The following is a 23596-nucleotide window of genomic DNA, read 5'->3' as shown; positions in this document are numbered from 1 at the left end:
TGTCCCCGTTCAGGCGACGCGGTGCAAGCGGTCAGATCCCGGCCTTGCGGCTTTCATCCAGATAGATCTCCCGCAGCCGCAACGCGACGCCGCCGGGCGTGCCGTCGCCGATCTTGGCGCCGTCGATCTCGACCACCGGCATGACGAAGGCCGAGGCCGAGGTATAGAACGCCTCGTCCGCCTGTTGCGCCTCTTCGATGGTGAAGGGCCGTTCCTCGACGATCATCTGCGCCTCGCGGGCGAATTTCAGCACCGCCGCGCGGGTGATGCCATGCAGAATGTCGGTGCTGAGGTTGCGGGTGATGATCTTGCCGTCCTTGACGATATAGGCGTTGTTCGAGGTCCCCTCGGTCACCGCGCCGTCCTCGACCATCCAGGCATCGTCGGCGCCCGCCTTCTTGGCCATCATCTTGCCCATCGAGGGGTAGAGAAGCTGCACCGTCTTGATGTCGCGGCGCCCCCAGCGGATGTCCTCGATCGAGATCACCTTGATGCCGGTCTTGGCGGTCGGGCTGTCCGCCAGACCGGGCTTCGACTGGGTGAACAGCACCAGGGTCGGCTCACAGCTCTCGGGGTCGGGAAAGGCGAAATCGCGGTCACCAGGTGCGCCCCGGGTAACCTGCAGATAGATCAGCCCCTCGTCGATGCCGTTCAGCTCCACCAGCTTGCGGTGGATCTCGAGCAGCTCGTCGAACGCGGCCGGCTTCGGCATGTCGAGCTCGGTCAACGAGCGTTCCAGACGCGCCAGGTGGCCGTCGAAGTCGATCAGCTTGCCGCCCAGCACCGAGGTCACCTCATAGACCCCGTCCGCCATCAGAAAGGCGCGATCGAAGATCGAAACCTTGGCTTCGGCCTCGGGCAGATACTCTCCGTTGAGGTAAACGGTGCGGCTCATGTCATACTCCTTGTGCGACATAGGATGGTGTAGGTGGTCCCGGAACCGGGGATGTTCTTGGTTTGCGGGGCCGGTCCCCCATGTTCAAGCCATTTCGGGGGCTCCGCCCGCGGTAGACGGAAAAAGACGACGTTTCGCATTGACAATGAACGTCGTTCAAAATATTTCGTGAACAAAGTTCATGGAGGAAATCGCCCATGTCTCTGCCCAAGGATCTCACAGACTTCGTGCATGACGCGCTCAAGAGCGGCCAGTCGCGCGACGCCATCCGCGCGCATCTCCTCGCCGCGGAATGGACCGAAACCGAGGCCGACGCCGCGCTCGCCGGCTGGTCCGAGACCGCCACGTCCACGGGCCCCGTGCCCCGCCCGATCCGCTCTACCGCGGCGCGGGATGCGTTTTTCTACGCGCTGCTCTTCGTGGCTTTCGGCATGGTCGCGGGCAACGTCCTCACGCTGTTCTTCGGGCAGATCCAGGTCTGGCTGCCGGAAACCGGCCGCACCCCGACCTATGCCGCAAGCGGCCTGCGCTGGTCGATGGCGGCGCTCATCGTCTTCGCCCCGGCCTTCTGGCTTCTCGACCGCGCCGATGCCCGCGCGCTGCGCGGCGACCCGTCGCGCCGGCACGGCACGATTCGCCGCTGGCTCTCGTCGCTGGCGATGCTCATCGCGGTCATCACCCTGATGGGCGATGCGCTGGTCCTGATCTACACTTTCCTCGACGGCCAGATGACCGCGCGCTTTCTCGCGAAATCCCTGACTGTCGCGGTCATCGCCACGGTCGTGCTGGCCTATTTCCGGCAGGATCGCAGCATTGCCGCCCGCCTGATACCGGGGCTGCCCGCCGCAGCCCTGCTCGGGCTTGCGGCGCTGGCGCTCGGCCTGTCCTTCTGGATCGTCGGCGGCCCCCTGCAAGGGCAGATGGAGCAGCGCGACCGCTGGCGCCTCTCCGATCTGCGCACGCTGACCCAGGACGTGCGCTATTGCGCCGAGGTCGATCATGACGCGCTTCCCGAAACGCTCGATCCGCTGAGTTGCGCCAGAAACCCGCAGAATCTCACCGCCTTCGCGGCAGAGATCACATACCGGCGGATCGACCCCACCCGCTTCGAGCTGTGCACCGAGGTGGAGTTCCCCACGGCAATCTCGCGATACGACATCACGCTGAGAGACAAGAACGCCTGCATCGTGGTCGACACGGACTGACCACGCTCACCCCCAAAGCGCCGGCGCGGCGGGGTGCACCCCGGCCGCGTCGTAGCGCAGCGGCGTGGGGCGGTCTTCGGCCAGCAGCAGCGGCCCGTCGAGATCGGTAAAGGCCGCGCCCTGTGCCAGCAGCACCGCCGGCGCCATCGCCAGCGACGAGCCCACCATGCAGCCGACGAAGATGCCATAGCCCTCGGCCTTCGCGGCCTCCAGCAGCAGCAGCGCTTCGGTCAGCCCGCCGGTCTTGTCGAGCTTGATGTTGACGATGTCGTATTTGCCCTTGAGCCCGGGCAGGCTGGCGCGGTCGTGACAACTCTCGTCGGCGCAGACCGGCACCGGCCGGTCCATCCCGATAAGCGCCGCGTCCTCGCCCGCCGGCAGCGGCTGCTCGACCATCGCCACGCCCAGCCGCACGAGATGCGGCGCAAGCTCGGCATAGACCTCCGCCGTCCAGCCTTCGTTGGCATCCACGATGATCTTCGACAAGGGCGCCCCGGCGCGCACCGCCTCGAGCCGCGGCATGTCGTCGGGCGTGCCCAGCTTGACCTTCAGCAACGGGCGAAAAGCATTCTTCTCGGCCTGCTCCCGCATCGACTCGGGCGTGCCCAGAGACAGGGTATAGGCGGTGATCTCCGGCCCGGGCTCCGGCAGCCCCGCCAGCGCCCAGACGGGCTTGCCGGCCCGCTTGGCTTCCCAGTCCCAAAGCGCGCAATCCACCGCGTTACGCGCGGCGCCGGGCGGCAGCAGCCCCTGAAGCGCCTCGCGGGTCACATCCGCGGGCAGCGAGGCGATCTCGGCCTCGACGCTCTCCAGCGTCTCGTCATAGCGCGCATAAGGCACGCATTCGCCCCAGCCGGTCACCCCGTCCCGGGTGACCTTGACCGTCAGCACCTTCGCCTCGGTCCGGCTGCCGCGCGAAATGGTAAAGACCTGCGCCAGCCGGAACGTGTCGCGCGTCACCTCTATGCTCAAGACCCCTGCCCTTCTTCTCTTTCCAAATACGCACGGCCCGGCGGCCCCTGAGGTGCCGCCGCCCGTGATCGTCGCAACCCTGCCAGCAGGATCAGTAGGCGGCAACCGCCTCGGCCAGACGCGCCGCGCCATGACGGAACGGATCGACGCAGGGCAGCCCCAGACGCGCCTCGACCTCGGCGCAATAGGCCGCGGCCTCCTCCTCGCCCATATGCTGGGTGTTGATCGAGACGCCGATGACCTTGCAGGCCGGGTTCGCCACCTGCGCCAGCTTCAGCGCCACGTCGCGCACATCCTCGAGCGAGGGAAGCTGATAGCCGGGAAGACCGCGCATATGGCTGCGGGTCGGTTCGTGGCAGAGGATCAGCGCGTCGGGCTGACCGCCATGCACCAGCGCCATGGTCACGCCGGAATAGCTGACATGGAACAGCGAGCCCTGGCCCTCGATGATGTCCCAATGGTCGTCATCGTTATCCGGCGTCAGATATTCGATGGAACCCGCCATGAAATCGGCGATCACCGCGTCCAGCGGCACGCCGTCGCCGGTGATCAGGATGCCGGTCTGGCCGGTGGCGCGGAAGGTCGATTTCATGCCCTTCTCGCGCATCGCCGCATCCAGCGCCAGCGCCGTGTACATCTTGCCGACCGAACAGTCGGTGCCCACCGCCAACAGACGCTTGCCCTTGCGCGGCTCGCCATTGGCGATCGGGTATTTCACCGAAGGGATGCGCACATCGTGCAGGGTCTGGCCGGTCGCCTTGGCGACCGCCGCGAGATCCTCTTCGTCGCGCAGCAGGTTGTGCAGGCCCGAGGCCAGGTCGAACCCCTCTTCCAGCGCCTCGACCAGCACCTTTTTCCAGGTCTGGGAAATCACCCCGCCCCGGTTCGCCACGCCGATGACCAGCGTCTTGGCGCCGGCTTCCTTGGCCTCGGCCAGCGTCATGTCCGGCAGCTTGAGGTCGGCCTTGCAGCCCTCGAGGCGGAACTGGCCCACGCAGTTCTCCGGGCGCCAGTCCTTGATCCCTTGGGCAACCTTGGCGGCCAGCGGGTCCGGAGCGTCTCCGAGGAAGAGCAGATACGGGGTCTCGATCATTTTGGGTCCCTGTCGTTTGGATTCGCGGCATTCTGCCCCGCATGACACGCAAATCCTTTGCGAAAACCACCGTTTCGCCAGGGCCCGCGCCGAATTTTCGTGCGTTTCCCGCGCGACGCCGAAGAATCGTGCAAAAACTCCGCTGAGTTTCGCCGCGTTGCCGCATGACCTTGGGCAAGGTTTCTGCTTGCGCAGCATCCCGCAATTTAATAACTCTCGCGGCAAGCCGCACGTAATATCGTTACTCGACGAGGTGAATCATGAGCTTCCGCATTCAGCCCGCCGCTCCGGCACGTCCCAACCGCTGCCAGTTGTTCGGCCCGGGCTCGCGCCCCGCGATCTTCGAAAAGATGGCCGGGTCCGCTGCGGATGTGATCAATCTCGATCTCGAGGATTCCGTCGCGCCCTCCGACAAGGACAGCGCGCGCGAGAACATCATCCAGGCCATCGGCGATATCGACTGGGGCAACAAGACCCTGTCGGTGCGCATCAATGGGCTCGACACGCCCTATTGGTACAAGGATGTGGTGGATCTGCTGGAGAAATCGGGCGACCGGCTCGACCAGATCATGATCCCCAAGGTCGGCTGCGCCGCCGATCTTTACGCGGTGGACGCGGTGGTGACCGCTGTCGAGCGCGCCAAGGGCCGCACCAAACCGATCAAGTTCGAAGTGATCATCGAGTCAGCAGCCGGCATCTCGCATGTGGAGGAGATTGCAGCCGGCTCGCCGCGCCTTGAGGCCATGAGCCTCGGCGCGGCTGATTTCGCCGCCTCCATGGGCATGGCCACCACCGGCATCGGCGGCACCCAGGAGAATTATTACATGCTGCGCGAGGGGGCCAAATACTGGTCCGACCCGTGGCACTGGGCGCAGGCCGCCATCGTCGCCGCCTGCCGCACCCATGGTATCCTGCCGGTCGACGGCCCGTTCGGCGATTTCTCCGACGACGAGGGCTTCCGCGCCCAGGCGCTGCGCTCGGCGACGCTGGGCATGGTCGGCAAATGGGCCATCCACCCCAAGCAGGTCGCGCTCGCGAACGAGGTCTTCACCCCCTCCGAGGCGGCGGTGACCGAGGCGCGCGAGATCCTCGCCGCCATGGAAGAGGCCAAGGCCAAGGGCGAGGGCGCCACGGTCTACAAGGGCCGTCTGGTGGACATCGCCTCGATCAAGCAGGCCGAAGTCATCGTGAAGCAATCCGAGATGATCGCCGGGCATTAAGAGACCCATCCCGTCCGCCCGACGGTTTCAGGCGCGGTGCCCGAGCGGCCCGCGCCTTTTTCATGTCTCAAGGGTTCAGAGATCGTTGCGCGGGATGCGCAGCACCTGACCGGGAAAGATCAGGTTCGGATTGGCGAGGATGTGCTGGTTGGCCTGAAAGATCGGCTGGAAATCCCCGTTGCCGTATTGCGCCTGCGCGATGGAGGTCAGCGTGTCGCCCGGCTGCACCGTATAGGGCTGCCAGCCCGCATAGCCCGGCAGGATCAGCGGGCCGTAGAGCACGGGAACGGTCACGCTCGGCCCGTTCTCGTTGCCGGTATCGTCCGCCAGCGTCAGGAACAGCCGGTTGAGCGTGAAGGCGGTGCCGGGCGGGATCGCGATCTGCGCCTGAAACTGCCGCAGCCCGAGAGACCCCACCTGGGTGAAGCCGGTAACCTCGTCATGGCCCTCCGACACGGTGATGGAGAGCGTACCTTCGAAGGCGGCGGCATTGCCCGCGATGAGGATGGTCGGCCCCACAAGGTCGAAGGGCTGCGGCTGCTGGATGTCGAGCGTCACGGTCATGATCGAAACCTTCTCTGCTGCCCGGACCGGCAGCGGTCCGTGACAACATTTCTAGCACGCCATGCCGGGGACGGTCGTTTCCGGAATGGCGGACTTGACAGGCCCGAGGCCCGCGTCAGACGCTGCGGGCAGACTTTATCCCGACCGTATTTTCAGGACCTTCATAATGTTCAGATCGCTGCTTTTGGCCGGCCTGTGTCTTGCCGGCCCCGCGATGGCGGATGTGTCGCCATTCCGCACCCCGTCGGACAATATCCGCTGCTGGGTCGGCACCGGAGAGGGGCCGCCGGATCTTTCCTGTGAGATCGTCGCGTTCACCGGCACGCCGAATGTCGCGCGCCCGGCCTCCTGCGCGGGCCCCTGGGGGCATAAATACGTGCTGCTCGCGCGCGGTCCCGCAACGATGGAATGCGGTGCGCCGGTGCGGGGGAAATCCGCAACTGGCGTCGATGTGGCGCCCTATGGCGTCTCGGCGGACTGGGGCGGGATTTCCTGCATCTCCGAGCGCACCGGGCTCACCTGCCGCAACGCGGACGGTCACGGTTTCCTGCTGTCGCGCCGTGTTCTGAAGGTCTGGTAGAGGGGCCAAACCGGCCGCGGGATCCAAGCGTATTGCGCCTGTCACATCCGCCCGCTAGAGCGGCGCTCCGGCCCGGCGCGCGGGCGCATCGAGAGGATTCGCAATGACCCTGTTCACGCTCGGATGGGAGGAATGGCTTTCCCTGCCCGATCTCGGCCTGCCCGCGATCCGCGCCAAGGTGGATACCGGCGCCAAGACCTCGGCCCTGCACGCCTTCGCCATCGAGCCCTTCGGCTCGGCGAAAAAACCCATGGTGCGCTTTGCGATCCACCCCGATCCCGCCGATCCCGATCTGGAGATCATCTGCTCCGCCCCGCTCAAGGACCGGCGCGAGGTGACCTCGTCGAACGGCGAGACCGAGCTGCGCTTTGTCATCGAGACGACGCTCGAGATGGGCGATCACCGCTGGCCCATCGAGGTCACGCTGACCGACCGGGGCAACATGGCCTACCGGATGCTGCTCGGCCGTACCGCGCTGGCCGACGACATGATGGTGGCGCCCAGCCACAGCTTCTGTCAGCCCGCGCTCTCCTACGAGGCCTATCGCGACATTCCGCGCAGCGAACGCCACCGCCGGGCGCTGCGGCTGGCGGTGCTGACCCGCGAGCCCGAGAATTATTCCACCCGCCGGCTGATTGCGGCGGCGGAGGCGCGCGGCCATACGATGGAGGTGATCGACACCTCGCGCTGCTACATGAACATCCGCGCCGTGGGCGGCGAGGTGCATTACGACGGCCGCCGCCTGCCGCATTACGACGCGGTGATCCCACGCATCGGCGCCTCGATCACCTCCTACGGCACGGCGGTGGTGCGGCAGTTCGAGAGCCTCGGCACCTATTGCCTGGCGGGGTCCGACGGCATCACGGTGTCGCGCGACAAGCTGCACGCGCATCAGGTGCTGGCGCGGCACCGGATCGGCATGCCCACCACCGCCTTTGCCCGCAGCCCAAAGGATTCGGGCAATGTGATCAGCCTGGTGGGCGGCGCGCCGCTGGTGCTGAAACTGCTGGAGAGCACCCAGGGCAAGGGTGTGGTGCTGGCGGAGACCAAGAAGGCCGCCGAGTCGGTGATCTCGGCCTTTCAGGGGCTGAAGGCGGATTTCCTGGTGCAGAGCTTCGTCAAGGAGGCGGCGGGCGAGGACATCCGCTGCTTCGTGGTGGGTGGCAAGGTGGTCGCCGCCATGCGCCGGGTGGGCAAGCCCGACGATTTCCGCTCGAATCTGCATCAGGGCGGCACGGCGGAGCCGGTGAAGATCACCCGGACCGAACGCGAGGCGGCGGTCAAGGCCGCCCGCGCGATGAAGCTCGATGTGGCCGGGGTGGACCTGCTGCGCGGCGAGGACGGGCCCAAGGTGCTGGAGGTGAATTCCTCGCCCGGTCTGGAGGGGATCGAGAGAACCTCGGGAAAGGACATCGCCGGGCTGGTGATCGACTATATCGAGGCCAAGGTGGCACCGAAACCGCCGCGCAGCCGAACGAAGCGCAGCGGCGCCTAACCCCCGCGCCCGGCCGCGATGCCGGACGCCTCCGGCGGGCGTATTTTTCAAGAGAAGAAGGGCAAGGGCGCGCATCCTGATCTTCTTCTCTTTCCAAATACGCGCCTTTTCGGCGGCAAAGCTGGCGCGGATTTGGGCATGCGCGCTACCCTTGCCGCAGGGGCCGCGCAGCGTTAAACAACTCCGATACCGCAAACGAGGGGGAAACCCATGCCCGCCTACCGCTCCCGCACCACCACCCATGGCCGCAACATGGCCGGCGCCCGTGGCCTATGGCGTGCCACCGGCATGACCGAGAACGACTGGAACAAGCCGATCATTGCGATCGTGAACAGCTTTACCCAGTTCGTGCCGGGCCACGTGCATCTCAAGGATCTGGGCCAGATGGTGGCCCGCGAGGTGGAAAAGGCGGGCGGCGTTGCCAAGGAGTTCAACACCATCGCGGTGGATGACGGCATCGCCATGGGCCATGACGGCATGCTCTATTCGCTGCCCTCGCGCGAGATCATCGCCGACTCGGTGGAATACATGGTCAACGCCCATTGCGCCGACGCCATGGTCTGCATCTCGAACTGCGACAAGATCACCCCCGGCATGCTGATGGCGGCCATGCGGCTGAACATCCCGGTGGTGTTCGTCTCGGGCGGCCCGATGGAGGCCGGCAAGGTGCAGTGGGACGACGAGACCAAAGCGCTGGATCTGGTCGATGCCATGGTTGCCGCCGCCGACGACAAATACACCGACGCCCAGGTTCAGGCCATCGAGGAGGCCGCCTGTCCGACCTGTGGCTCCTGCTCGGGCATGTTCACCGCCAACTCGATGAACTGTCTCACCGAGGCGCTGGGCCTGTCGCTGCCCGGCAACGGCTCGACCCTGGCCACCCATGCCGACCGTCAGCGGCTGTTCGTCGAGGCAGGGCATCTGATCGTGGATCTGGCCAAGCGCTATTACGAGCAGGACGATGCAAGCGTGCTGCCGCGCTCCATCGCCACGTTCGAGGCCTTCAAGAACGCCATGACGCTGGATATCGCCATGGGCGGCTCGACCAACACGGTGCTGCACCTGCTGGCCGCCGCGAATGAGGGCGAGGTCGATTTCGACATGGAGGACATCGACAAGCTGTCGCGTCAGGTGCCGGTGCTCTGCAAGGTCGCGCCCGCGAAGCAGGATGTGCATATGGAAGACGTGCACCGCGCCGGCGGGATCATGTCGATCCTCGGCCAGCTCGACCGCGCCGGGCTGATCGACAGCTCGGTGCCCACCGTGCATGCCGAGACCATGGCCCATGCGCTCGACCGCTGGGATGTGACCCGCACCAATTCCGAGACGGTGCACGAGTTCTTCCGCGCCGCCCCCGGCGGCGTGCGCTCGACCACCGCCTTCTCGCAGGACCGGCGTTACGACACGCTGGACCTCGACCGGCAAAACGGCGTGATCCGCGATGCGGAACATGCGTTTTCCAAGGATGGCGGCCTGGCGGTGCTTTACGGCAATCTCGCCGAGGACGGCTGCATCGTGAAAACCGCCGGAGTGGACGAGAGCATTCTTGTCTTCTCGGGCCCCGCGCGGATCTTTGAATCGCAGGACAGCGCGGTGAGCGCGATCCTGACGGGCAAGATCCATCCCGGCGACGTGGTGCTGATCCGCTACGAGGGGCCGCGCGGCGGGCCCGGCATGCAGGAGATGCTCTATCCGACGAGCTATCTGAAGTCGAAAGGGCTCGGCAAGGATTGCGCGCTGGTCACCGACGGGCGCTTCTCGGGCGGCTCCTCGGGGCTCTCCATCGGGCACGTCTCGCCCGAGGCGGCCGAGGGCGGCGCCATCGGTCTGGTGGAAGAGGGCGATCTGATCGAGATCGACATCCCCGCGCGCAAGATCAACCTCGCCGTGGACGCGGCGGTGCTGGCCGAGCGCCGCGCGGCGCGCGACGCCAAGGGCTGGCAGCCGGACGAAAAGCGCAAGCGCAAGGTGTCGAAGGCGCTCAAGGCCTACGCGGCGCTGACCACCTCCGCCGCCAAGGGCGCGGTGCGGCAGATCTGATCCGTCAGGGCGCCACCGGCGTCCCGGGAAATCCTGCAAGGGCGGTGCCGCACCGGCGCCGCCCTTTCCTATTGGCCACAGGGTCTATTACCAGCAGGTTCGCCCGACAGCGCCCGGCCCGCCAAAGACCCCGTCGCTAGGCGCGCTCGTCCTTGGGCGAGCCCATCACCACATAGGAGGTGATGGCATTGACCTGCGGCAGTGTGCCCAACACCTCGGTGTGGAAATGCTTGTAGGCGGCAAGGTCCGCTGCCTCGATCCGCAGCAGATATTCCACATTGCCAGTGATGTTGTGACACTCCCGCACCTCCGGTGCATGGCTCATCGCGCGCTCGAAGGCCTCCTGCGCCTGTTTCGTATGCGCGTTCAGCCCCACCATCACATAGGCGGTGAACCCGACGCCGGTCTTTTCCGGACTCAGCACCGCGCGATAGCCCTTGATGACCCCGGCCTTTTCCAGCGCCGCCACCCGGCGCAGACAGGCCGACGGCGACAGCCCGACCCGATCCGCAAGCGCGAGATTGCTGATCCGCCCGTCGCGCGACAGCTCCTGCAATATCTTTTCGTCTATTCCGTCAAGATCCGTCATAAGTTGCACTATTTCCGGCATGAACCTCATCTTCGCAATCCATATCCGCGAATCCTGCGCAATTATTGCGTCATGACACAGGATCTTCTTCTCGCCCTTGCCGCCTTTGCGCTCGTCACGGTGATCACGCCGGGCCCCAACAACCTCATGCTGCTCGCCTCGGGGGCCAATTTCGGCTTTCGCCGGTCGATCCCGCATATGCTCGGGATCGGGCTGGGGTTTCCGGCCATGGTGCTGCTGGTGGGGCTCGGGGTGATGCAGGTCTTCGAGGCCTGGCCCGTGGCGCATGACGTGCTGCTGGTGGCCTCGGTGATCTACATGCTCTGGCTGGCCTGGAAGATCGCTCATGCCGCGCCCCCCGCCGAGGCGGGAACGGAGCCCCAGGGCCGCCCGCTGAGCTTTGTGCAGGCCGCCGCGTTCCAATGGGTGAACCCCAAGGCCTGGTCCATGGCTCTGGGCGCGATCACGCTTTATGCGACCGGGCGCGATCTGGGATCGGTGATGCTGGTCGCCGGAACCTATGTGGCAATGTCGGTGATCTCGACAAGCACCTGGACCGTGCTCGGGCGGGAAATGCGGCGGGTGCTGAACAACCCCGGCCGGCTGCGGGCCTTCAACTGGACCATGGCGGCGCTGCTGATCGCATCGCTGCTCCCGGTACTGGCGCAGGGACAGCCCTAGGTCCGGGGGAAGGTGGGCAGGATTGCCCACCCTACGGGGCCAGCGGATCGAGCGGCAATCCGCCCTTTGGGGCGCGCGGACGTTGTGCGGCAGCCCGCGGATGCGGTCTTCCTGACGCGGGCTCAGCCTCCATGTCCTTCCAGCTATCGCAACGACAGTCTGCCCCGACGCAACGGGAGAAATCTTGCTTTGTTGCATCCCACCGCCCCAGACGCCATATAGGCCCCGCGTAATAAGGGTATCCGGGCATGACGCATTACCTCGACTTCGAAAAACCGCTCGCCGAGATCGAAGGCAAAGCCGCAGAACTGCGCACCATGGCGCAAAAGAACGAAGAGATGCATGTCGAGGACGAGGCGGCCGCGCTCGATCGCAAGGCGCAGGAGCTTCTCAAGGACCTCTACAAGAAGCTGACCCCCTGGCGGAAATGCCAGGTCGCCCGGCATCCCGACCGGCCGCATTGCCGCGATTACATCGAGACGCTGTTCACCGAATACACGCCGCTGGCCGGCGACCGGGGCTTTGCCGACGATCACGCGGTGATGGGCGGGCTGGCACGTTTCGAAGACCGCCCCGTCATGGTGATCGGTCATGAAAAGGGCAACGACACGCAAAGCCGGATCGAACGCAATTTCGGCATGGCGCGTCCCGAGGGCTACCGCAAGGCGGTGCGGCTGATGGACATGGCCGACCGGTTCGGCCTGCCGGTGATCACGCTGGTGGACACCCCCGGCGCCTATCCCGGCAAGGGCGCCGAAGAGCGCGGCCAGTCCGAGGCCATCGCACGCTCGACCGAAAAATGCCTTCAGATCGGCGTGCCGCTGGTCTCGGTGATCATCGGCGAGGGCGGATCGGGCGGGGCGGTGGCCTTTGCCACGGCAAACCGCGTCGCGATGCTGGAACATTCGGTCTATTCGGTGATCACCCCCGAGGGCTGCGCCTCGATCCTCTGGAAAGACGCGGAGAAGATGCGCGAAGCCGCCGAGGCGATGCGTCTGACCGCGCAGGAGCTGCTGAAGCTCGGCGTGACCGACCGCGTGATCCCCGAGCCGCTGGGCGGCGCGCATCGCGACCGCGATGCCACCATCGCGGCGGTGGGCCAGACCATCGGCTCGATGCTGGGGGAAATGGACGGCATGAAGCCCAAGGCGCTGATCAAGGCCCGGCGCGAGAAGTTCCTCAACATGGGCGCCAAGGGGCTGGCGGCCTGACGCCGCCCCTCAGCTCGTCAGCATCCTCAGCCCCTGCGTCACATCCGAGCGCACCGCCAGGCGCAGGCCCGGCTCGTCGCCGGCCTTGAGCGCTGCGATGATCAGCCGGTGGAACTGCGGCGCCTCGCTGCGCCGCAGCCGCCCGTAGAGCGCCCGCATGGTCGGACCGAGCTGGAGCCAGACCGTTTCTGCCATCGCCAGCATCGCCGGGGCCTGGGCGCGCAGGTACAGCGTGCGATGGAATTCCAGGTTGGTCCGGATATAGCCCACCGAATCGCGGTTCCGCACGACATCCGCGATGGTGCCGTTGATTGTCTGCAACCGGTCGATCAGCGCCATATGCGCCCGCGGCAGCGCCCGCGACGCCAGCTCCACCTCGATCAGCGCCCGCAGCGCCGCCAGTTCCTCGATACGTTCGTTCGACAGCTCCGGCGTCGCCACCCGGCCCGAGGAAGACATGCTCAGCGCGCCCTCCGCCACCAGCCGGCGCACCGCCTCGCGGGCGGGCGTCATCGACACCTCGAACTCCTTGCCGATGCCGCGCAGCGTCAGCGATTCGCCGGGCGACATCTGCCCCAGCATGATGCGCGTGCGCAGCCCGCGATAGACGCGGTCATGAGCGGAAGAGGCGATGTCGGCGGGGCGGGAAGCTGTGGAGGTCATGATCGCGCTATGTGATCACAAATACACAGCACGTCAATCTCCGAAACGGTAGCGATGCAGCCCGCCGCCTTCGGCACGCAGCCAGCCACGGGCATCGCGCCAGTCGCCATACAGCCGTTCGACCGTGTCCCAGAAGGCGCGGGAGTGGTTCATCTCGGCCAGATGCGCCACTTCATGCGCGGCGACGTAGTCGAGAATCTCGGGCGGCGCGAGGATCAGCCGCCAGGAGTACATCAGCGCCCCGTCTGCGGTGCAGGATCCCCAGCGCGACCGGGTATCGCGCAGGGTAAGCCGCGCATAGGGCCGCCCGAGCGCCGCCGCATAACGGTCGGAGGCCGCGGCGAGCCGTTCGCGCGCCAGCGTGCGCAGCCAGCCTTGCAGCCGTGCCGCCATGCGGTCCTCCGGGCCCGGCACCTCGACCGCACCCTGCACCAGCCGCACGCTGCGCCCCTGCCCCGGTCGCAGCTCATGCGCGACGCCTTCGACCGGCAGCACCGCACCGAGCACGATTCGCACATCCGCACCGCGCGCATCGAGATGCCCGCGCAGCCAGCTTTCCTTGTCGCGCAGGAACCCCAGCGCCTCGCGCTCGGGCAGCCGGCGCGGCATGGTGAGCGTCACGCGCCCGTCGATTTGGCTCATCCGCAGCGACAACCGCCGCGCCTGCGCGGACCGGCGCAATGTCACCGCGATCGGCGGGTTGCCAGGAAGTGTGATCTGCCCCATATGCTCTGCCTAAGAACCAACGCGGCCAAAGCCTTTGACACCATTGCCGTGATATGGCAGAGGGCGCGGATTGTCGACATGACCGGACAAGCTGAAGGGGATCACCCATGCCCAAGGAAGAATGGGGTACGAAACGCGTCTGCCCGACCACTGGCAAGCGGTTTTATGACCTGAACAAAGACCCGATCGTCAGCCCGTACACGGGTGAGGTCCTGCAACTCGATACCGGCAAGCGGGCGATGCTCGTGGCCGATTCCGCCGATGGCGCCAAGCGCCGCGCGACCGAGGAAGACGTCGATGACGTCGATCTGCTGGAAGACGACGTCGAGGTCGATCTCGACGACGACGACGTTCTCGAGGACGAGGACGACGACAACGTTTCGCTTGACGACATCACCGATGTCGCCGGCGAGGACGACGACAGCTAAGGCTGACGGATTTCTGCCGTGGGCGGTGATTTTTTCACTTGAACCCGCCCGCGGCATTGCGTAGATCGACGCGCACAGCGCTGGAGACGGCGCAAGGATGGGGCCTTAGCTCAGCTGGGAGAGCGCTTGCATGGCATGCAAGAGGTCAGGGGTTCGATCCCCCTAGGCTCCACCAAATCCTCCTTGAAAAGCACCAGGTAGTTCTGCCTTTCTCGTCAGAGGATTTGCCTCTGCCACGCAGACCGGTGCTGTTTTCCCTACGAAAATCCATGCTGCCTTGATCGCCGCTCCTAGCGTGTCGATAGCTTCGCAGCGCTTTCCCCTGTCAAATCCGAGGATGGCCCATGAGCGACCATTTCTTCGTCGTGACGGGCGGTCCCGGTGCGGGCAAAACCAGCCTGATCACCGAGCTTGCCCGCCGTGGCTTTCAGAACATTCCCGAATCCGGCCGCGCGATCATTCGCGAGGAGATGGCCAGCTGCGGAGACGCCCTTCCGTGGGCGGATCGCATGGCCTATGCCGAACGGATGCTGGAACGGGACCTGAGCGCCGACAGCGCCGCACAGGCGTTACCAGGCCCCGTGATCTTCGACCGAGGCATTCCCGACATCCTTGGCTACCTGACGCTCTGCGGCCTGCCTGTTCCGCCGCACGTCACCGCAGCGGCCAGGACGACCCGCTACAACCGCCGCGTCTTTCTGGCGCCCTATTGGGACGAGATCTTTGCACAGGACAGCGAGCGCAAGCAGAGCCCTGCCGAGGCGGAAGCAACATGCACCGTCATGCGAGAGACATACGCCGCCCTCGGATACCAAATCACGGAGCTGACGCGCGCCGACGTTGCAACACGCGCCGACTTTGTATGTGCGCAATTGGCGATCCGACCGTAGTCTCCAGATGGACGGAGAACCTGCCAGCGAGAGACATACTGGCCCTCGTTGTCCAAAACCATCCGCACAGCGCGTTCACGCACCTCGGGGGAAAACCTGTTCGTCGTCTTGCTCATGATGCTCCATCCTTCTCACGAGTTGGAGCCTCCGGCAAACCCGGTGCGGTTCAACGCCCCTGACAAGCACGCCCTGAACCATCGCGTTGAGCAAGATGTCCGGGCAGCGGCGTTTGGGCAAGCTGGTATGGCGGTCAAAAACATGGACAGGCAGGCAGAGCGCGGCGGACCCCGCTGCGACGGCGCTGAGCGCCGAAAATCGGCCCTTGACTTAGAGTGCGCTCAAACCCCTAGGGTCGGGGGCGTCTTGATGAGAAGCAGGGTGTCATGAAAATCGGCGAGCTTGCGAAACGCAGCGGGTTGTCGGCCCACACGATCCGCTACTACGAGCGGATCGGGCTGCTGCCCTTTGCCGATCGCGATGCCGGCGGGCGGCGGGATTACGACGAGTCGATCCTTGTCTGGATCGCCTTTCTCGACCGCCTGAAGACCACCGGCATGCCGATCCGCGAGATGCTGCATTATGCGGCGCTGCGCGCGGAGGGCGATCACACCGGTCCCGCGCGCCGTGCCCTTCTGGAAGCGCATCGCGACCGGGTCCGCGCGCATCTCTCCGAGCTGCAAGCCTGCCTTCTCGTCCTCGACACCAAGATCGACACCTATGTCGAAGCGGAGAAAAGGACGCAACCCCATGACGATACACGATACTCCACCGCAGGAGACCAGAGCAGAGCGCGGGCGGCGCGCCCTTGACGCCATCGACGGGCAGGCTGGCCGGAACGTCGTCGATGCGCTGGCCGACATCGCCCCCGATTTCGCCACCTATCTGTTCGAGTTCCCCTTTGGCGACATCTATTCCCGCCCGGGGCTGAGCCTGCGCGACCGCGAGATCGCCACCATTGCGGCGCTCGCGGCGATGGGCACCGCGCAGCCGCAGCTCAAGGTTCATATCGAGGCGGGGCTGAACGTCGGGCTGTCGCAAGCCGAGATTACCGAGATCCTGATGCAGATGGCTGTCTATGCCGGCTTTCCGGCGGCCCTGAACGGGCTGTTCGCCGCCAAGGAGGTCTATGCCGCCTACGCCGGCGCGGAGGCGCGGGCCTGAGCCTGACCCGACGCGCCGCCGTGGCGCAGTCGCTTGTTCTGCCTCTGGCCTGGTCCCGTGCCGCGCAATGGCTCTGGGACGGGGTCAGTCCGCCCGTCGGTATGGGCTTGAACGGCAAAGGCGGGTTCTTCGTGGCGGAGTGGAGCGCGCCCCTGCCTGCCCGCGCGAACAGCCTGGCCGAGACCGGGGGCTGTTTTCGCCGACCGGAACGGACGGCATCTTTCGCGACAGCGGAACAAGAGCCCCCGAAGAAGAGCCGGGATCCGCCCGCCGTCACCCCGGGAGACCGGCCTCCCGGGGACAAAGATTCGGGGGCGCCCCGGGAACCGCGCCCGAAAATCTTCATGATTTCCTGTTTATTAACGTTTCGCTGACGGCAAGGCAGCGACAGTTCTCCAAAACGACCCTGCGGAGGAACTCATGCCCATCTTGTCGCCAAACCGCTGCGGAAACGGCGCCTGTCGCGTCCGGCGGGCGGGGCGTGTCCGGACCTCCCTCGCGTTCCCCTCTCGACAGGGGCAGCCCCATCTCACCCTCGGCCCCGCCTGCCACGGCGCGGGCTGACGGGCGGGCGGGCAAACCGACGGAACCGGGGTCAGGATCATGATGCAAGAATCGACGGCCAGATTGCCAGAGACCACAGGTTTCTTGGGCCGAAGAGCTTCCGCAAGGTCAAAGAAGGCCTATACAGCGCCGCTTCAAGACAATAGCCTTTGCGCGATAGATGATCCTTCATTCGTGTGCGGGCCATTGGCAAGTACAACTGACCCGATATTTGAACAGACCGGTCTCGTGACCGCCAAGGCGCGCATGTTCGGGCCGTTCCGTGTGGTCACCGCCACCGGACAGGACGTCACGCCCAAAGGACAGCTGCGCCGTGCCATGCTGGCGGTGCTGCTGATGTCGCGCGATCAGATCTGCACCCGACAATCTCTCATCGAGATGTTCTGGGCGGAATCCGACCCCGCCAAATCCGCCGCCAGCCTGCGCACCGCGCTGAGCGAGCTGCGCAAGGATCTGGCGCCGCTCGGGCCCGATTGCATCATCGCCGACCGCTACAGTATCCGGATTGACCCCGACCGCATCACCGCCGGCCTCGCCCCCTCGGCCCGGCGCGATGCGGCTTTCCTCGAAGGCATCGACCTCAGCCTGCGGGGCGCCGAGGGGTTCGAAACCTGGCTGCGCGATCAGCGGCTGAACCAGGAACCGCCGCCCGCCGAGCAGGCGCTCGAGCCCAGCGCCCTGCTGGCGCTGATCGAACCGATGATCACCCCGCCGGCGGCGGTCGCCATCGGCTTGCTGCCCTGCCGATCGGACGGGCGCGACCCCTCGTCCGAGCTGTCGGCCAATCTGGCGCTCGACCGGTTTCTTGACGCGCTCTCCGGCGTTCTGGCGCTCCGTCTGTTCGACTATCGCGACAATTTCGGCCTCAACGGTCGCGGCGGACCGGAGCTGGATCAAAGCAACGGACCGCGCCTGATGATCCGCGCGAGCTGCCATCGCGCCCGCAATCAGGTCTCCTTCCAGCTCCTCGACACGCAATCCGGCGAGATCCTCTGGACCGGCGAGCTGAGCGGCATCGCCTCGCCCGCCGCCGCGGCGGGCGCCACCAGCGATCACGATATTCTGCGACTTGTCGAAGAGCTTGTCCCGATGCTTGCGGAAAACGACGGCTATGGCGAGACCGAGGTCCTGTCGCCCTATCAGGCGATCGTCTCGATGTTTCATCTGCGGCAGGACCGGCTCGACCGGCTACAGACCATGCTGGAAACGGCGGTGGAGGATCGCCGCTCGCCGATCCACCATGCGCTCCTGTGCTATCTGTCGACGATCCGGACAGGCGAGAAGCTGGGAAAAAGCGGCTTTGCCGCACCCGATGCGGTCCGGGATCTGGCGCGCGATGCGCTGCGGCCCGACCGGTTTCACGCCTTCAGCCTCTCGATGTCGGGCTATGCACTGACCTATCTCGCGGGCGAAGCCGAGCTGGGGCTCGATCTGGCGAAGAAGGCAGTCGAAATCGCTCCGGCGCAGGCCTTTTGCTGGGATCAGCTTGCGCTGTGCCTGTTCAGCCTCGGCGAACTGGATGCCGGCGCCATTGCCGCGCAGCGGGCCCAGGCCCTGGGGATGCACAGCCCGATCCGCTACACCTACGACACCACCGCCGCGATCATCGCCTTCGCCCGCAGCGACTATGTCGCGGCGGCGAAATACGGCAACCGGGCGCTGTTCCGCATGCCGCGCTTTACCTCGGCCATCCGCTATACGGCGGCGGCGATGGCGCATCTCGGGCATCCGAATGACGGCCACCGGCTGGTGCGGCAGCTACAGCTCCTGCAACCGGGCACCAGCACGACCGAAATTCTCGACGCCGGGCATCTGCCCCGGGTGGCGGAGTTTCCGGAACGACTGACCGCAGGTCTGAAGCGCGCGGGACTGCGCTGACAAGGGGAGAAGAAGACATGTCATCGACCATTTCGCAGCGGCTCGCGGGCCGCGCGCTGATCGTCCGGAAGGACGACATCCGTCTCGAGCGGAGAACCGGCAGCATGCGGCTGCCGCTGTCGAAATTCGCCGAGGTGCTCGCCGAGGACGAGACGCTGGAAGGCCAGCCGTTCTCGGCGGCGCTTGAAACCTACCGCGCGACGCCCGATGCCTTCGCGCCCGAGATGCTCTCCGAGCTGACCGAACTGGGCAAGATCGACGCGCGCCGGGTCGCCGGGGCGCCCGCACTGGCGAAAGAGGTGGCCGGGATCGGGATGGGCGATCTTGAGATTGCCATCGAGGGTGGCGCGCTCGGCGCCGCGCCCCGGGCGGCCTTGGCGCTCAGCGCCCCGTCGGGCGAAACCGTGATCGGCGGCCGCCTCAACCGGGGCAATCGCGGCAACCGCGGGAACAGAGGCAACCGGGGGAACCGGGGCAATCGCGGCAACAGGGGCAATCGCGGAAACCGGGGGAACCGAGGCAACCGGGGGAGCACCTTCGATACCGACGGGTTCGAATATCCCGCAGCCGACATCGCCCCGCCCTGGCAGGAGCGCGAGATGCTGCATCTGCCCGAGGTCAAGGCGCTCTGGAAGGACCTGTCGCTGACGCTGCCCAGGCCCTATACCGAATTGCTGGAACACGAGATCCCGGTGCTGCGCGAACGGCTGGAGCTGCTGCGCACCCGGCCCGAGCTGGAATGGCGGCGGGCGGCGATTCTGCGCGAGGTCGATCTCGAGCTGAAGGGCTATGTCGTGCCGCTGGGCGCGACCAATGCCGGCGGGATCGAGGCGCTGGCGCGGCTGATCACCTCCACGGCGGCGATCACCGAGGAAATCGGCCTGCACTACAAGGCGCGCTTCGATGTGCTGCGGCCGAGCGAGCTGTCGCCCGGGCTCACGCCTTTCGTGCCCGTTCCCTGGCACCCGTCTTACCCGTCGAACCACGCCTTCCAGTCGCGCGCCATCGCGCTGATCGTGTCACGCACCCTGCCCGAACATCCGGGCATTCCGGCGCTGTTCCGCTCCTGCGACGAGATCGCCAAGAACCGGGAATGGGCGGGGCTGCATTACGCCGCCGACACGCTGGCCGGGCAGGAACTTGCGCGCCGCGTTCTGCCCGCGCTCGAGATCGTGCTGGAAAGACAGATGAATGCCGCCCGCCTGGAATGGCTGGGCTGAGGGAGACGGACGCATGGTTACCTCGAACACCCCCATCCTCAACCCGACCACACGAGAGCCCGAGGGCGTCGACAGCTATCCGGAATATCCGGCGCTCTGGCCGCTGCTCAAGATCGGCGTGGTCAGCGATGCCCAGAGCTTTGCCAGCCCGGCCTGGGACGCCGCCGAAGCGGCGCAGAAAACCGTGACCGTCGCGCTGATCGACACCTCCGTGGCCTGGGAAAACCCCTGTCTCTACGATGCCGTCGATCGCGCGCGCCTGGCGGATTTCTCGGTCGATCCCGAAGGCGTCTTTCCGGTGCCCGACGCGGCGCTCACCCCGCCAGAGCTGGCGCAGCGGCAGGCGCTGCCCGCAGCCGCGCAACTGCCCCAGGCGCCCGAGCGTGCCGCCGTGCGCGGGGCCTTTTCCGGTCACGGGACGGCGATGGCCGGGCTGATCGGCGGGCGCCCGCCCGCCTCGGGCATCCGCCTGCACAGGCCCGCGCGCTACGCCGGCCAGCCGGCCAGCAGCACCATCGAGGATCTGCCCTTCGCCGGGGTGAACCCCTATTGCCGGATCGTGCCGATCAGCACCACGTCCGAGCCGAACCCCGTGGTTCTGAAAAACGCCTTCACCTACGCCCAGTCCATCGGCGCCGATGTGATCGTCTTCGCCACCGCACTCGAACCGGTCTTTCCCCCCGCTGGCGGCATCCCCGCGCCCGATGCCAACAGCGCGCCGGCGCTCGACGCCGATCTTGCGATCGATGCGGCCGTTCAAAGCGCTTGGCAGGCGCTCGACGACAAGATCCGCGAGATCGGCCAGCAGACCCATATCGTCTGCGCGGCGGGCAACACCGGCGAAACGGCCCCCACCTACCCCGCGCGGCTGTCGGACCCGACCAACCTGATCGTGTCGGTCGGCGCGCTGACCTCGGAAGGCGGTCTGGCTCCCTATTCCACCGCCGAGGCCGATGTCTATGCCCCCAGCGGAGACGCGGGCCGCCTCGATCGCGAGGCGGTGCGCCTCGACCCCTACAGCTTCAAGCCCTTCGGCCTGCCGGCAAACGCCTCCGGCGGCGAGGAGGTCTCGTTCCTCGATCTGATCTCGACCGACGTTCCGGGGCCCTTCGGCTACAACCCCTCGCCGCATGAATGGGAACCGAGGGCGGCCGATCTTCACCTCGATCTGGGGTCGCTCTTCTGTCGCTTCAGCGGCACCTCGGGCGCGACCGCCATCGCTGGCGGGCTGATCGCGCTGGCGCTCCAGCTTCAGGAAACGGTGACGGTGCCGAAAAAGGCGGCAGGCGCGCCCCCCGCGCTGCTCACGATCGCCGACCTCTGGTCCGCAGCGCCCCAGTCCTGACCAGTCCCGACCGATCACGAGAGGAGCTCTGCCATGCCGTCCCAGGGAATGACCCCGAACGCCCTTGTCCCGAAACGCGCCTCCCGGCGTCTTGGCGTCGTGGCGCTGCTCATCCTGCTGGCCGGCACACTCGGCTTTCAGGAGGTCGAGGTTCTCCAGCTCGACTACAGCACCCTCGCGCAGCAGCTTGTCGTCGCGCTGGGGTCGGCGCTGGCCATCGCGCTGCTGCTGGAACGCGCGGTCGAGGTGCTGCTTCAGGTGATCTGCGGGCCGCAGGAAGCCGAGATCCGGGCGCGTCAGGCGGTCATGCGGCAATCTCAGGAAGACGCGATGGCCCGCGAGAAGGCGGTGTTCGACATGCTGGAAACGACCGACGAGCGGATGACCTTCCTGTCCGCCGGCGGCAGCGCCGAGCGCCTGTCGGCGCTCGCCATGGGCGACAGCCGCAGCATCGAGACACGGACCGAGCAGGCGGCCGCGCTGACCATCCAGAAGCAATACCTCTCCACCATCTGCCTGACCGTTCTCGGCGGGGCCATCGCCATGGGCGGTTACCGGCTGCTGGCGCCGGTCCTGCAACTGCCCGACCCGAACACCCTGCCCGGCATGCAGCACGCGCTTCTGACGCTGCTCGACGTGGTCGTCACGACGCTTGTGCTGGGCGGGGGCGCCAAGGGTATTCACGATATGATCACCCGCCTGACCGAACCCGGCGACGGCTGACAGCCCGTCGGCGCTCAGCCCGCGTGGCGGCGCAAGACCTCCAGCGGCACCACCTCGAGCGCCCGGATATGCGTCGCCTCCGGCGCGACCCTGGGCGCGCAGCCCTCGTCATGCGCCTGAAGGAAGCGCAGCGCACACAGGCACCAGCGGTCGCCGGGTTCGAGACCAGGAAAATGCAGCTCTGGGCGCGGCGTCGAAAGATCGTTGCCCACATAGGCCGAGAAGGCGAGGAACTCTGCCGTCATCACCGCGCAGACCGTATGGCTGCCGCTGTCCTCCGCGCAGGTGTTGCAATAGCCGTCCCGGAAATAGATCGGTTCATGGTTTTATGGAAGCGTAGCCTGCACTTTTGAAGTAGTTTGAGCATTCTTCTGGCGTAAAGCGGTCGAGGATGGTTCCNTAGATCGGTTCATGGTTTTATGGAAGCGTAGCCTGCACTTTTGAAGTAGTTTGAGCATTCTTCTGGCGTAAAGCGGTCGAGGATGGTTCCGACGGTTCGCCAGAGGGTGTCTCGCGTTCGCGCGCTGGCGTCTCGCATCCAGTGTTTGAGTTTTGAGAAGGCCTGTTCGATGGGGTTCAGATCTGGGCTGTAGGGCGGCAGAAACAGAAGATGGGCACCTGCCGCGCGGATCGCCTGACGAACGGCCTGGCTCTTGTGGCTGCCGAGATTGTCCATCACGACGATGTCGCCGGGTGTGAGTGTAGGGACGAGGACCCGCTCGACATAGGTTCGGAAGATATCGCCGTTCACCGGGCCGTCGAAGACCCAGGGCGCGTCGATCCGATCGTGTCTGAGCGCCGCGATAAAGGTCAAGGTGTTCCAATGACCAAACGGCGCCGCGCCCGGCAGGCGCTCGCCTCTCGGTGCCCAACCCCGGAGCGGTGCCATGTTCGTCTTCACCCAGGTCTCGTCGATGAACACAAGCCGCATCGGGTCGATCTTGTCCTGATGCCGTTGCCACCGTTCGCGGCGGCGCTTCACGTCCGGGCGCTCGCGCTCGTCCGCAACCAGCGTCTTTTTTTGAAACTGAACCCGCACCCCCGCAGGAACCGCCAAACCGTGTCATGGCTGACGATCACGCCCCGATCCGCCAGCAGCCCCTGAAGGACTGCGAGGGTCACATGGGGGCAATTGCGGACCTGCTCCAGGAGCCAGTCCCGGTGTGGTTCCAGGATCGGGCGGCGATACCCGCCCATCTTCGCCGGACTGACCGAGCCGGTCCGCCGCGCCCGATCCGCCCACTTCACGGCACTCGACGGCGCAACCCCGAACCGCGCTGCCACACTGCGACAGCTTTCTCCAGATTGCATCGCACCGACCACCCGCTCCCTGAGGTCATTCGAATAGGCTTTCGTCATCCATGCTGGCCTCCCTCACCAGTATGAAGCCTGAATCACAATCGCCACCAAATGGGAATCCCAATTCGATTCAGAGAAAAACTGAGCCGCTCTA

At 66.2% G+C, this 23596-nt stretch carries 23 protein-coding genes, 1 tRNA gene and 1 pseudogene; 16 read left to right on the top strand and 9 right to left on the bottom strand.

The genetic code is table 11. From position 1 onward, the window contains the following. Nucleotides 1-31 precede the first annotated feature (31 nt). Nucleotides 32-895, bottom strand: coding sequence for a D-amino-acid transaminase (locus tag M4578_RS15890; RefSeq protein ID WP_258094272.1), 864 nt, complete (start codon nucleotides 893-895; stop codon nucleotides 32-34). A 197-nt stretch (nucleotides 896-1092) separates the two neighbouring features. On the opposite strand from M4578_RS15890, the gene M4578_RS15885 reads away from it, so the two are divergent. Beyond that, nucleotides 1093-2100 carry a DUF5671 domain-containing protein gene (locus M4578_RS15885; RefSeq protein WP_258094271.1) on the top strand — a complete coding sequence of 336 codons (1008 nt, stop codon included), beginning with the start codon at nucleotides 1093-1095 and terminating at the stop codon, nucleotides 2098-2100. A 6-nt stretch (nucleotides 2101-2106) separates the two neighbouring features. Here M4578_RS15885 and dgcA read toward each other — a convergent pair whose 3' ends face one another. Together dgcA and dgcN are read right to left on the bottom strand one after the other, a co-directional pair. Next, nucleotides 2107-3072 (bottom strand): N-acetyl-D-Glu racemase DgcA, encoded by a 966-nt coding sequence (dgcA, locus tag M4578_RS15880; RefSeq protein ID WP_258094270.1) that lies wholly within the window; start codon nucleotides 3070-3072, stop codon nucleotides 2107-2109. 91 nt (nucleotides 3073-3163) lie between these two features. Then, on the bottom strand, nucleotides 3164-4165 hold the full coding sequence (dgcN, locus tag M4578_RS15875; RefSeq protein WP_258094269.1) for an N-acetyltransferase DgcN: 1002 nt from the start codon (nucleotides 4163-4165) through the stop codon (nucleotides 3164-3166). Between the two features lie 260 nt (nucleotides 4166-4425). Here dgcN and M4578_RS15870 point away from each other — a divergent pair, with 260 nt between their 5' ends. Then, nucleotides 4426-5385 carry an L-malyl-CoA/beta-methylmalyl-CoA lyase gene (locus M4578_RS15870; protein ID WP_258094268.1) on the top strand — a complete coding sequence of 320 codons (960 nt, stop codon included), beginning with the start codon at nucleotides 4426-4428 and terminating at the stop codon, nucleotides 5383-5385. A 75-nt stretch (nucleotides 5386-5460) separates the two neighbouring features. Here M4578_RS15870 and M4578_RS15865 read toward each other — a convergent pair whose 3' ends face one another. Then, on the bottom strand, nucleotides 5461-5949 hold the full coding sequence (locus tag M4578_RS15865) for a LysM peptidoglycan-binding domain-containing protein (RefSeq protein WP_258094267.1): 489 nt from the start codon (nucleotides 5947-5949) through the stop codon (nucleotides 5461-5463). Nucleotides 5950-6115: 166 nt separating this feature from the next. Between M4578_RS15865 and M4578_RS15860 the strand changes: the two genes are divergently transcribed. The 3 genes from M4578_RS15860 to ilvD all read left to right on the top strand — a co-directional run bounded on the left by M4578_RS15860 (nucleotide 6116) and on the right by ilvD (nucleotide 10064). Further along, nucleotides 6116-6529: a DUF6636 domain-containing protein gene (locus M4578_RS15860; protein WP_258094266.1), complete on the top strand. Its 414-nt coding sequence runs from the start codon at nucleotides 6116-6118 to the stop codon at nucleotides 6527-6529. A 103-nt stretch (nucleotides 6530-6632) separates the two neighbouring features. Next, nucleotides 6633-8024: a 30S ribosomal protein S6--L-glutamate ligase gene (rimK, locus tag M4578_RS15855; RefSeq protein WP_258094265.1), complete on the top strand. Its 1392-nt coding sequence runs from the start codon at nucleotides 6633-6635 to the stop codon at nucleotides 8022-8024. A gap of 210 nt (nucleotides 8025-8234) precedes the next feature. Continuing rightward, nucleotides 8235-10064, top strand: coding sequence for a dihydroxy-acid dehydratase (ilvD, locus tag M4578_RS15850; protein ID WP_258094264.1), 1830 nt, complete (start codon nucleotides 8235-8237; stop codon nucleotides 10062-10064). Between the two features lie 136 nt (nucleotides 10065-10200). On the opposite strand, the gene M4578_RS15845 is transcribed toward ilvD, so the two are convergent. After that, complete coding sequence (locus tag M4578_RS15845) at nucleotides 10201-10653, bottom strand: Lrp/AsnC family transcriptional regulator (RefSeq protein ID WP_258094263.1); 453 nt, start codon at nucleotides 10651-10653, stop codon at nucleotides 10201-10203. 72 nt (nucleotides 10654-10725) lie between these two features. On the opposite strand from M4578_RS15845, the gene M4578_RS15840 reads away from it, so the two are divergent. Both M4578_RS15840 and M4578_RS15835 read left to right on the top strand, forming a co-directional pair. Continuing rightward, a complete protein-coding gene (locus M4578_RS15840; RefSeq protein ID WP_258094262.1) occupies nucleotides 10726-11334 on the top strand; it encodes a LysE family translocator in 609 nt (202 codons plus the stop codon). Between the two features lie 248 nt (nucleotides 11335-11582). Continuing rightward, nucleotides 11583-12545 carry an acetyl-CoA carboxylase carboxyltransferase subunit alpha gene (locus M4578_RS15835; protein ID WP_258094261.1) on the top strand — a complete coding sequence of 321 codons (963 nt, stop codon included), beginning with the start codon at nucleotides 11583-11585 and terminating at the stop codon, nucleotides 12543-12545. A 9-nt stretch (nucleotides 12546-12554) separates the two neighbouring features. On the opposite strand, the gene M4578_RS15830 is transcribed toward M4578_RS15835, so the two are convergent. Both M4578_RS15830 and M4578_RS15825 read right to left on the bottom strand, forming a co-directional pair. After that, nucleotides 12555-13208 (bottom strand): GntR family transcriptional regulator, encoded by a 654-nt coding sequence (locus M4578_RS15830; RefSeq protein WP_258094260.1) that lies wholly within the window; start codon nucleotides 13206-13208, stop codon nucleotides 12555-12557. Nucleotides 13209-13241: 33 nt separating this feature from the next. Then, on the bottom strand, nucleotides 13242-13934 hold the full coding sequence (locus tag M4578_RS15825; protein ID WP_258094259.1) for a M48 family metallopeptidase: 693 nt from the start codon (nucleotides 13932-13934) through the stop codon (nucleotides 13242-13244). A 107-nt stretch (nucleotides 13935-14041) separates the two neighbouring features. Here M4578_RS15825 and M4578_RS15820 point away from each other — a divergent pair, with 107 nt between their 5' ends. The 9 genes from M4578_RS15820 to M4578_RS15780 all read left to right on the top strand — a co-directional run bounded on the left by M4578_RS15820 (nucleotide 14042) and on the right by M4578_RS15780 (nucleotide 22143). Continuing rightward, a complete protein-coding gene (locus tag M4578_RS15820; protein ID WP_258094258.1) occupies nucleotides 14042-14362 on the top strand; it encodes a TIGR02300 family protein in 321 nt (106 codons plus the stop codon). A 99-nt stretch (nucleotides 14363-14461) separates the two neighbouring features. Then, nucleotides 14462-14537 (top strand) — tRNA-Ala (locus tag M4578_RS15815). A gap of 169 nt (nucleotides 14538-14706) precedes the next feature. Further along, nucleotides 14707-15252 (top strand): AAA family ATPase, encoded by a 546-nt coding sequence (locus M4578_RS15810; protein WP_258094257.1) that lies wholly within the window; start codon nucleotides 14707-14709, stop codon nucleotides 15250-15252. 383 nt (nucleotides 15253-15635) lie between these two features. Then, nucleotides 15636-16061, top strand: coding sequence for a MerR family transcriptional regulator (locus M4578_RS15805; RefSeq protein WP_258094256.1), 426 nt, complete (start codon nucleotides 15636-15638; stop codon nucleotides 16059-16061). Next, nucleotides 16000-16413 carry a carboxymuconolactone decarboxylase family protein gene (locus M4578_RS15800; protein WP_258094255.1) on the top strand — a complete coding sequence of 138 codons (414 nt, stop codon included), beginning with the start codon at nucleotides 16000-16002 and terminating at the stop codon, nucleotides 16411-16413. Before M4578_RS15805 ends, M4578_RS15800 begins: the two co-directional genes overlap by 62 nt. A 792-nt stretch (nucleotides 16414-17205) precedes the next feature. Continuing rightward, a complete protein-coding gene (locus M4578_RS15795) occupies nucleotides 17206-18855 on the top strand; it encodes an AfsR/SARP family transcriptional regulator (protein WP_258094254.1) in 1650 nt (549 codons plus the stop codon). A 17-nt stretch (nucleotides 18856-18872) separates the two neighbouring features. Then, entirely contained in the window at nucleotides 18873-20075 is a 1203-nt protein-coding gene (locus M4578_RS15790; protein WP_258094253.1) for a phosphatase PAP2 family protein, read from the top strand. A gap of 13 nt (nucleotides 20076-20088) precedes the next feature. Next, on the top strand, nucleotides 20089-21420 hold the full coding sequence (locus tag M4578_RS15785) for a S8 family serine peptidase (RefSeq protein WP_258094252.1): 1332 nt from the start codon (nucleotides 20089-20091) through the stop codon (nucleotides 21418-21420). 33 nt (nucleotides 21421-21453) lie between these two features. Next, a complete protein-coding gene (locus M4578_RS15780) occupies nucleotides 21454-22143 on the top strand; it encodes a hypothetical protein (RefSeq protein ID WP_258094251.1) in 690 nt (229 codons plus the stop codon). 14 nt (nucleotides 22144-22157) lie between these two features. Here M4578_RS15780 and M4578_RS15775 read toward each other — a convergent pair. Together M4578_RS15775 and M4578_RS15770 are read right to left on the bottom strand one after the other, a co-directional pair. Then, nucleotides 22158-22454: pseudogene (locus tag M4578_RS15775) on the bottom strand (DUF2237 family protein); the annotation flags it as partial. Between the two features lie 98 nt (nucleotides 22455-22552). After that, nucleotides 22553-23502, bottom strand: a protein-coding gene (locus M4578_RS15770; protein ID WP_258094250.1) for an IS630 family transposase whose coding sequence is annotated in 2 segments (ribosomal slippage) — nucleotides 22553-23164 and nucleotides 23167-23502 — 948 coding nt in all. Because the reading frame shifts where the segments join, the coding sequence is not laid out codon by codon here. Nucleotides 23503-23596 lie beyond the last annotated feature (94 nt).

It is taken from the genome of Salipiger pentaromativorans, from assembly GCF_024721115.1.
Lineage (GTDB): Bacteria > Pseudomonadota > Alphaproteobacteria > Rhodobacterales > Rhodobacteraceae > Salipiger > Salipiger pentaromativorans.
The sequence above is the reverse complement of the archived record's forward strand: the minus strand, read 5'-3'. Positions and strand labels throughout refer to the sequence as shown.

Coding starts and splice junctions, on each gene's coding strand:
- M4578_RS15890 (WP_258094272.1), bottom strand. CDS start 895: ATGAGCCGCACCGTTTACCTCAACGGAGAGTATCTGCCCGAGGCCGAA.
- M4578_RS15885 (WP_258094271.1), top strand. CDS start 1,093: ATGTCTCTGCCCAAGGATCTCACAGACTTCGTGCATGACGCGCTCAAG.
- dgcN (WP_258094269.1), bottom strand. CDS start 4,165: ATGATCGAGACCCCGTATCTGCTCTTCCTCGGAGACGCTCCGGACCCG.
- M4578_RS15870 (WP_258094268.1), top strand. CDS start 4,426: ATGAGCTTCCGCATTCAGCCCGCCGCTCCGGCACGTCCCAACCGCTGC.
- M4578_RS15865 (WP_258094267.1), bottom strand. CDS start 5,949: ATGACCGTGACGCTCGACATCCAGCAGCCGCAGCCCTTCGACCTTGTG.
- M4578_RS15860 (WP_258094266.1), top strand. CDS start 6,116: ATGTTCAGATCGCTGCTTTTGGCCGGCCTGTGTCTTGCCGGCCCCGCG.
- rimK (WP_258094265.1), top strand. CDS start 6,633: ATGACCCTGTTCACGCTCGGATGGGAGGAATGGCTTTCCCTGCCCGAT.
- ilvD (WP_258094264.1), top strand. CDS start 8,235: ATGCCCGCCTACCGCTCCCGCACCACCACCCATGGCCGCAACATGGCC.
- M4578_RS15845 (WP_258094263.1), bottom strand. CDS start 10,653: ATGACGGATCTTGACGGAATAGACGAAAAGATATTGCAGGAGCTGTCG.
- M4578_RS15840 (WP_258094262.1), top strand. CDS start 10,726: ATGACACAGGATCTTCTTCTCGCCCTTGCCGCCTTTGCGCTCGTCACG.
- M4578_RS15835 (WP_258094261.1), top strand. CDS start 11,583: ATGACGCATTACCTCGACTTCGAAAAACCGCTCGCCGAGATCGAAGGC.
- M4578_RS15830 (WP_258094260.1), bottom strand. CDS start 13,208: ATGACCTCCACAGCTTCCCGCCCCGCCGACATCGCCTCTTCCGCTCAT.
- M4578_RS15825 (WP_258094259.1), bottom strand. CDS start 13,934: ATGGGGCAGATCACACTTCCTGGCAACCCGCCGATCGCGGTGACATTG.
- M4578_RS15820 (WP_258094258.1), top strand. CDS start 14,042: ATGCCCAAGGAAGAATGGGGTACGAAACGCGTCTGCCCGACCACTGGC.
- M4578_RS15810 (WP_258094257.1), top strand. CDS start 14,707: ATGAGCGACCATTTCTTCGTCGTGACGGGCGGTCCCGGTGCGGGCAAA.
- M4578_RS15805 (WP_258094256.1), top strand. CDS start 15,636: ATGAAAATCGGCGAGCTTGCGAAACGCAGCGGGTTGTCGGCCCACACG.
- M4578_RS15800 (WP_258094255.1), top strand. CDS start 16,000: ATGACGATACACGATACTCCACCGCAGGAGACCAGAGCAGAGCGCGGG.
- M4578_RS15790 (WP_258094253.1), top strand. CDS start 18,873: ATGTCATCGACCATTTCGCAGCGGCTCGCGGGCCGCGCGCTGATCGTC.
- M4578_RS15785 (WP_258094252.1), top strand. CDS start 20,089: ATGGTTACCTCGAACACCCCCATCCTCAACCCGACCACACGAGAGCCC.
- M4578_RS15780 (WP_258094251.1), top strand. CDS start 21,454: ATGCCGTCCCAGGGAATGACCCCGAACGCCCTTGTCCCGAAACGCGCC.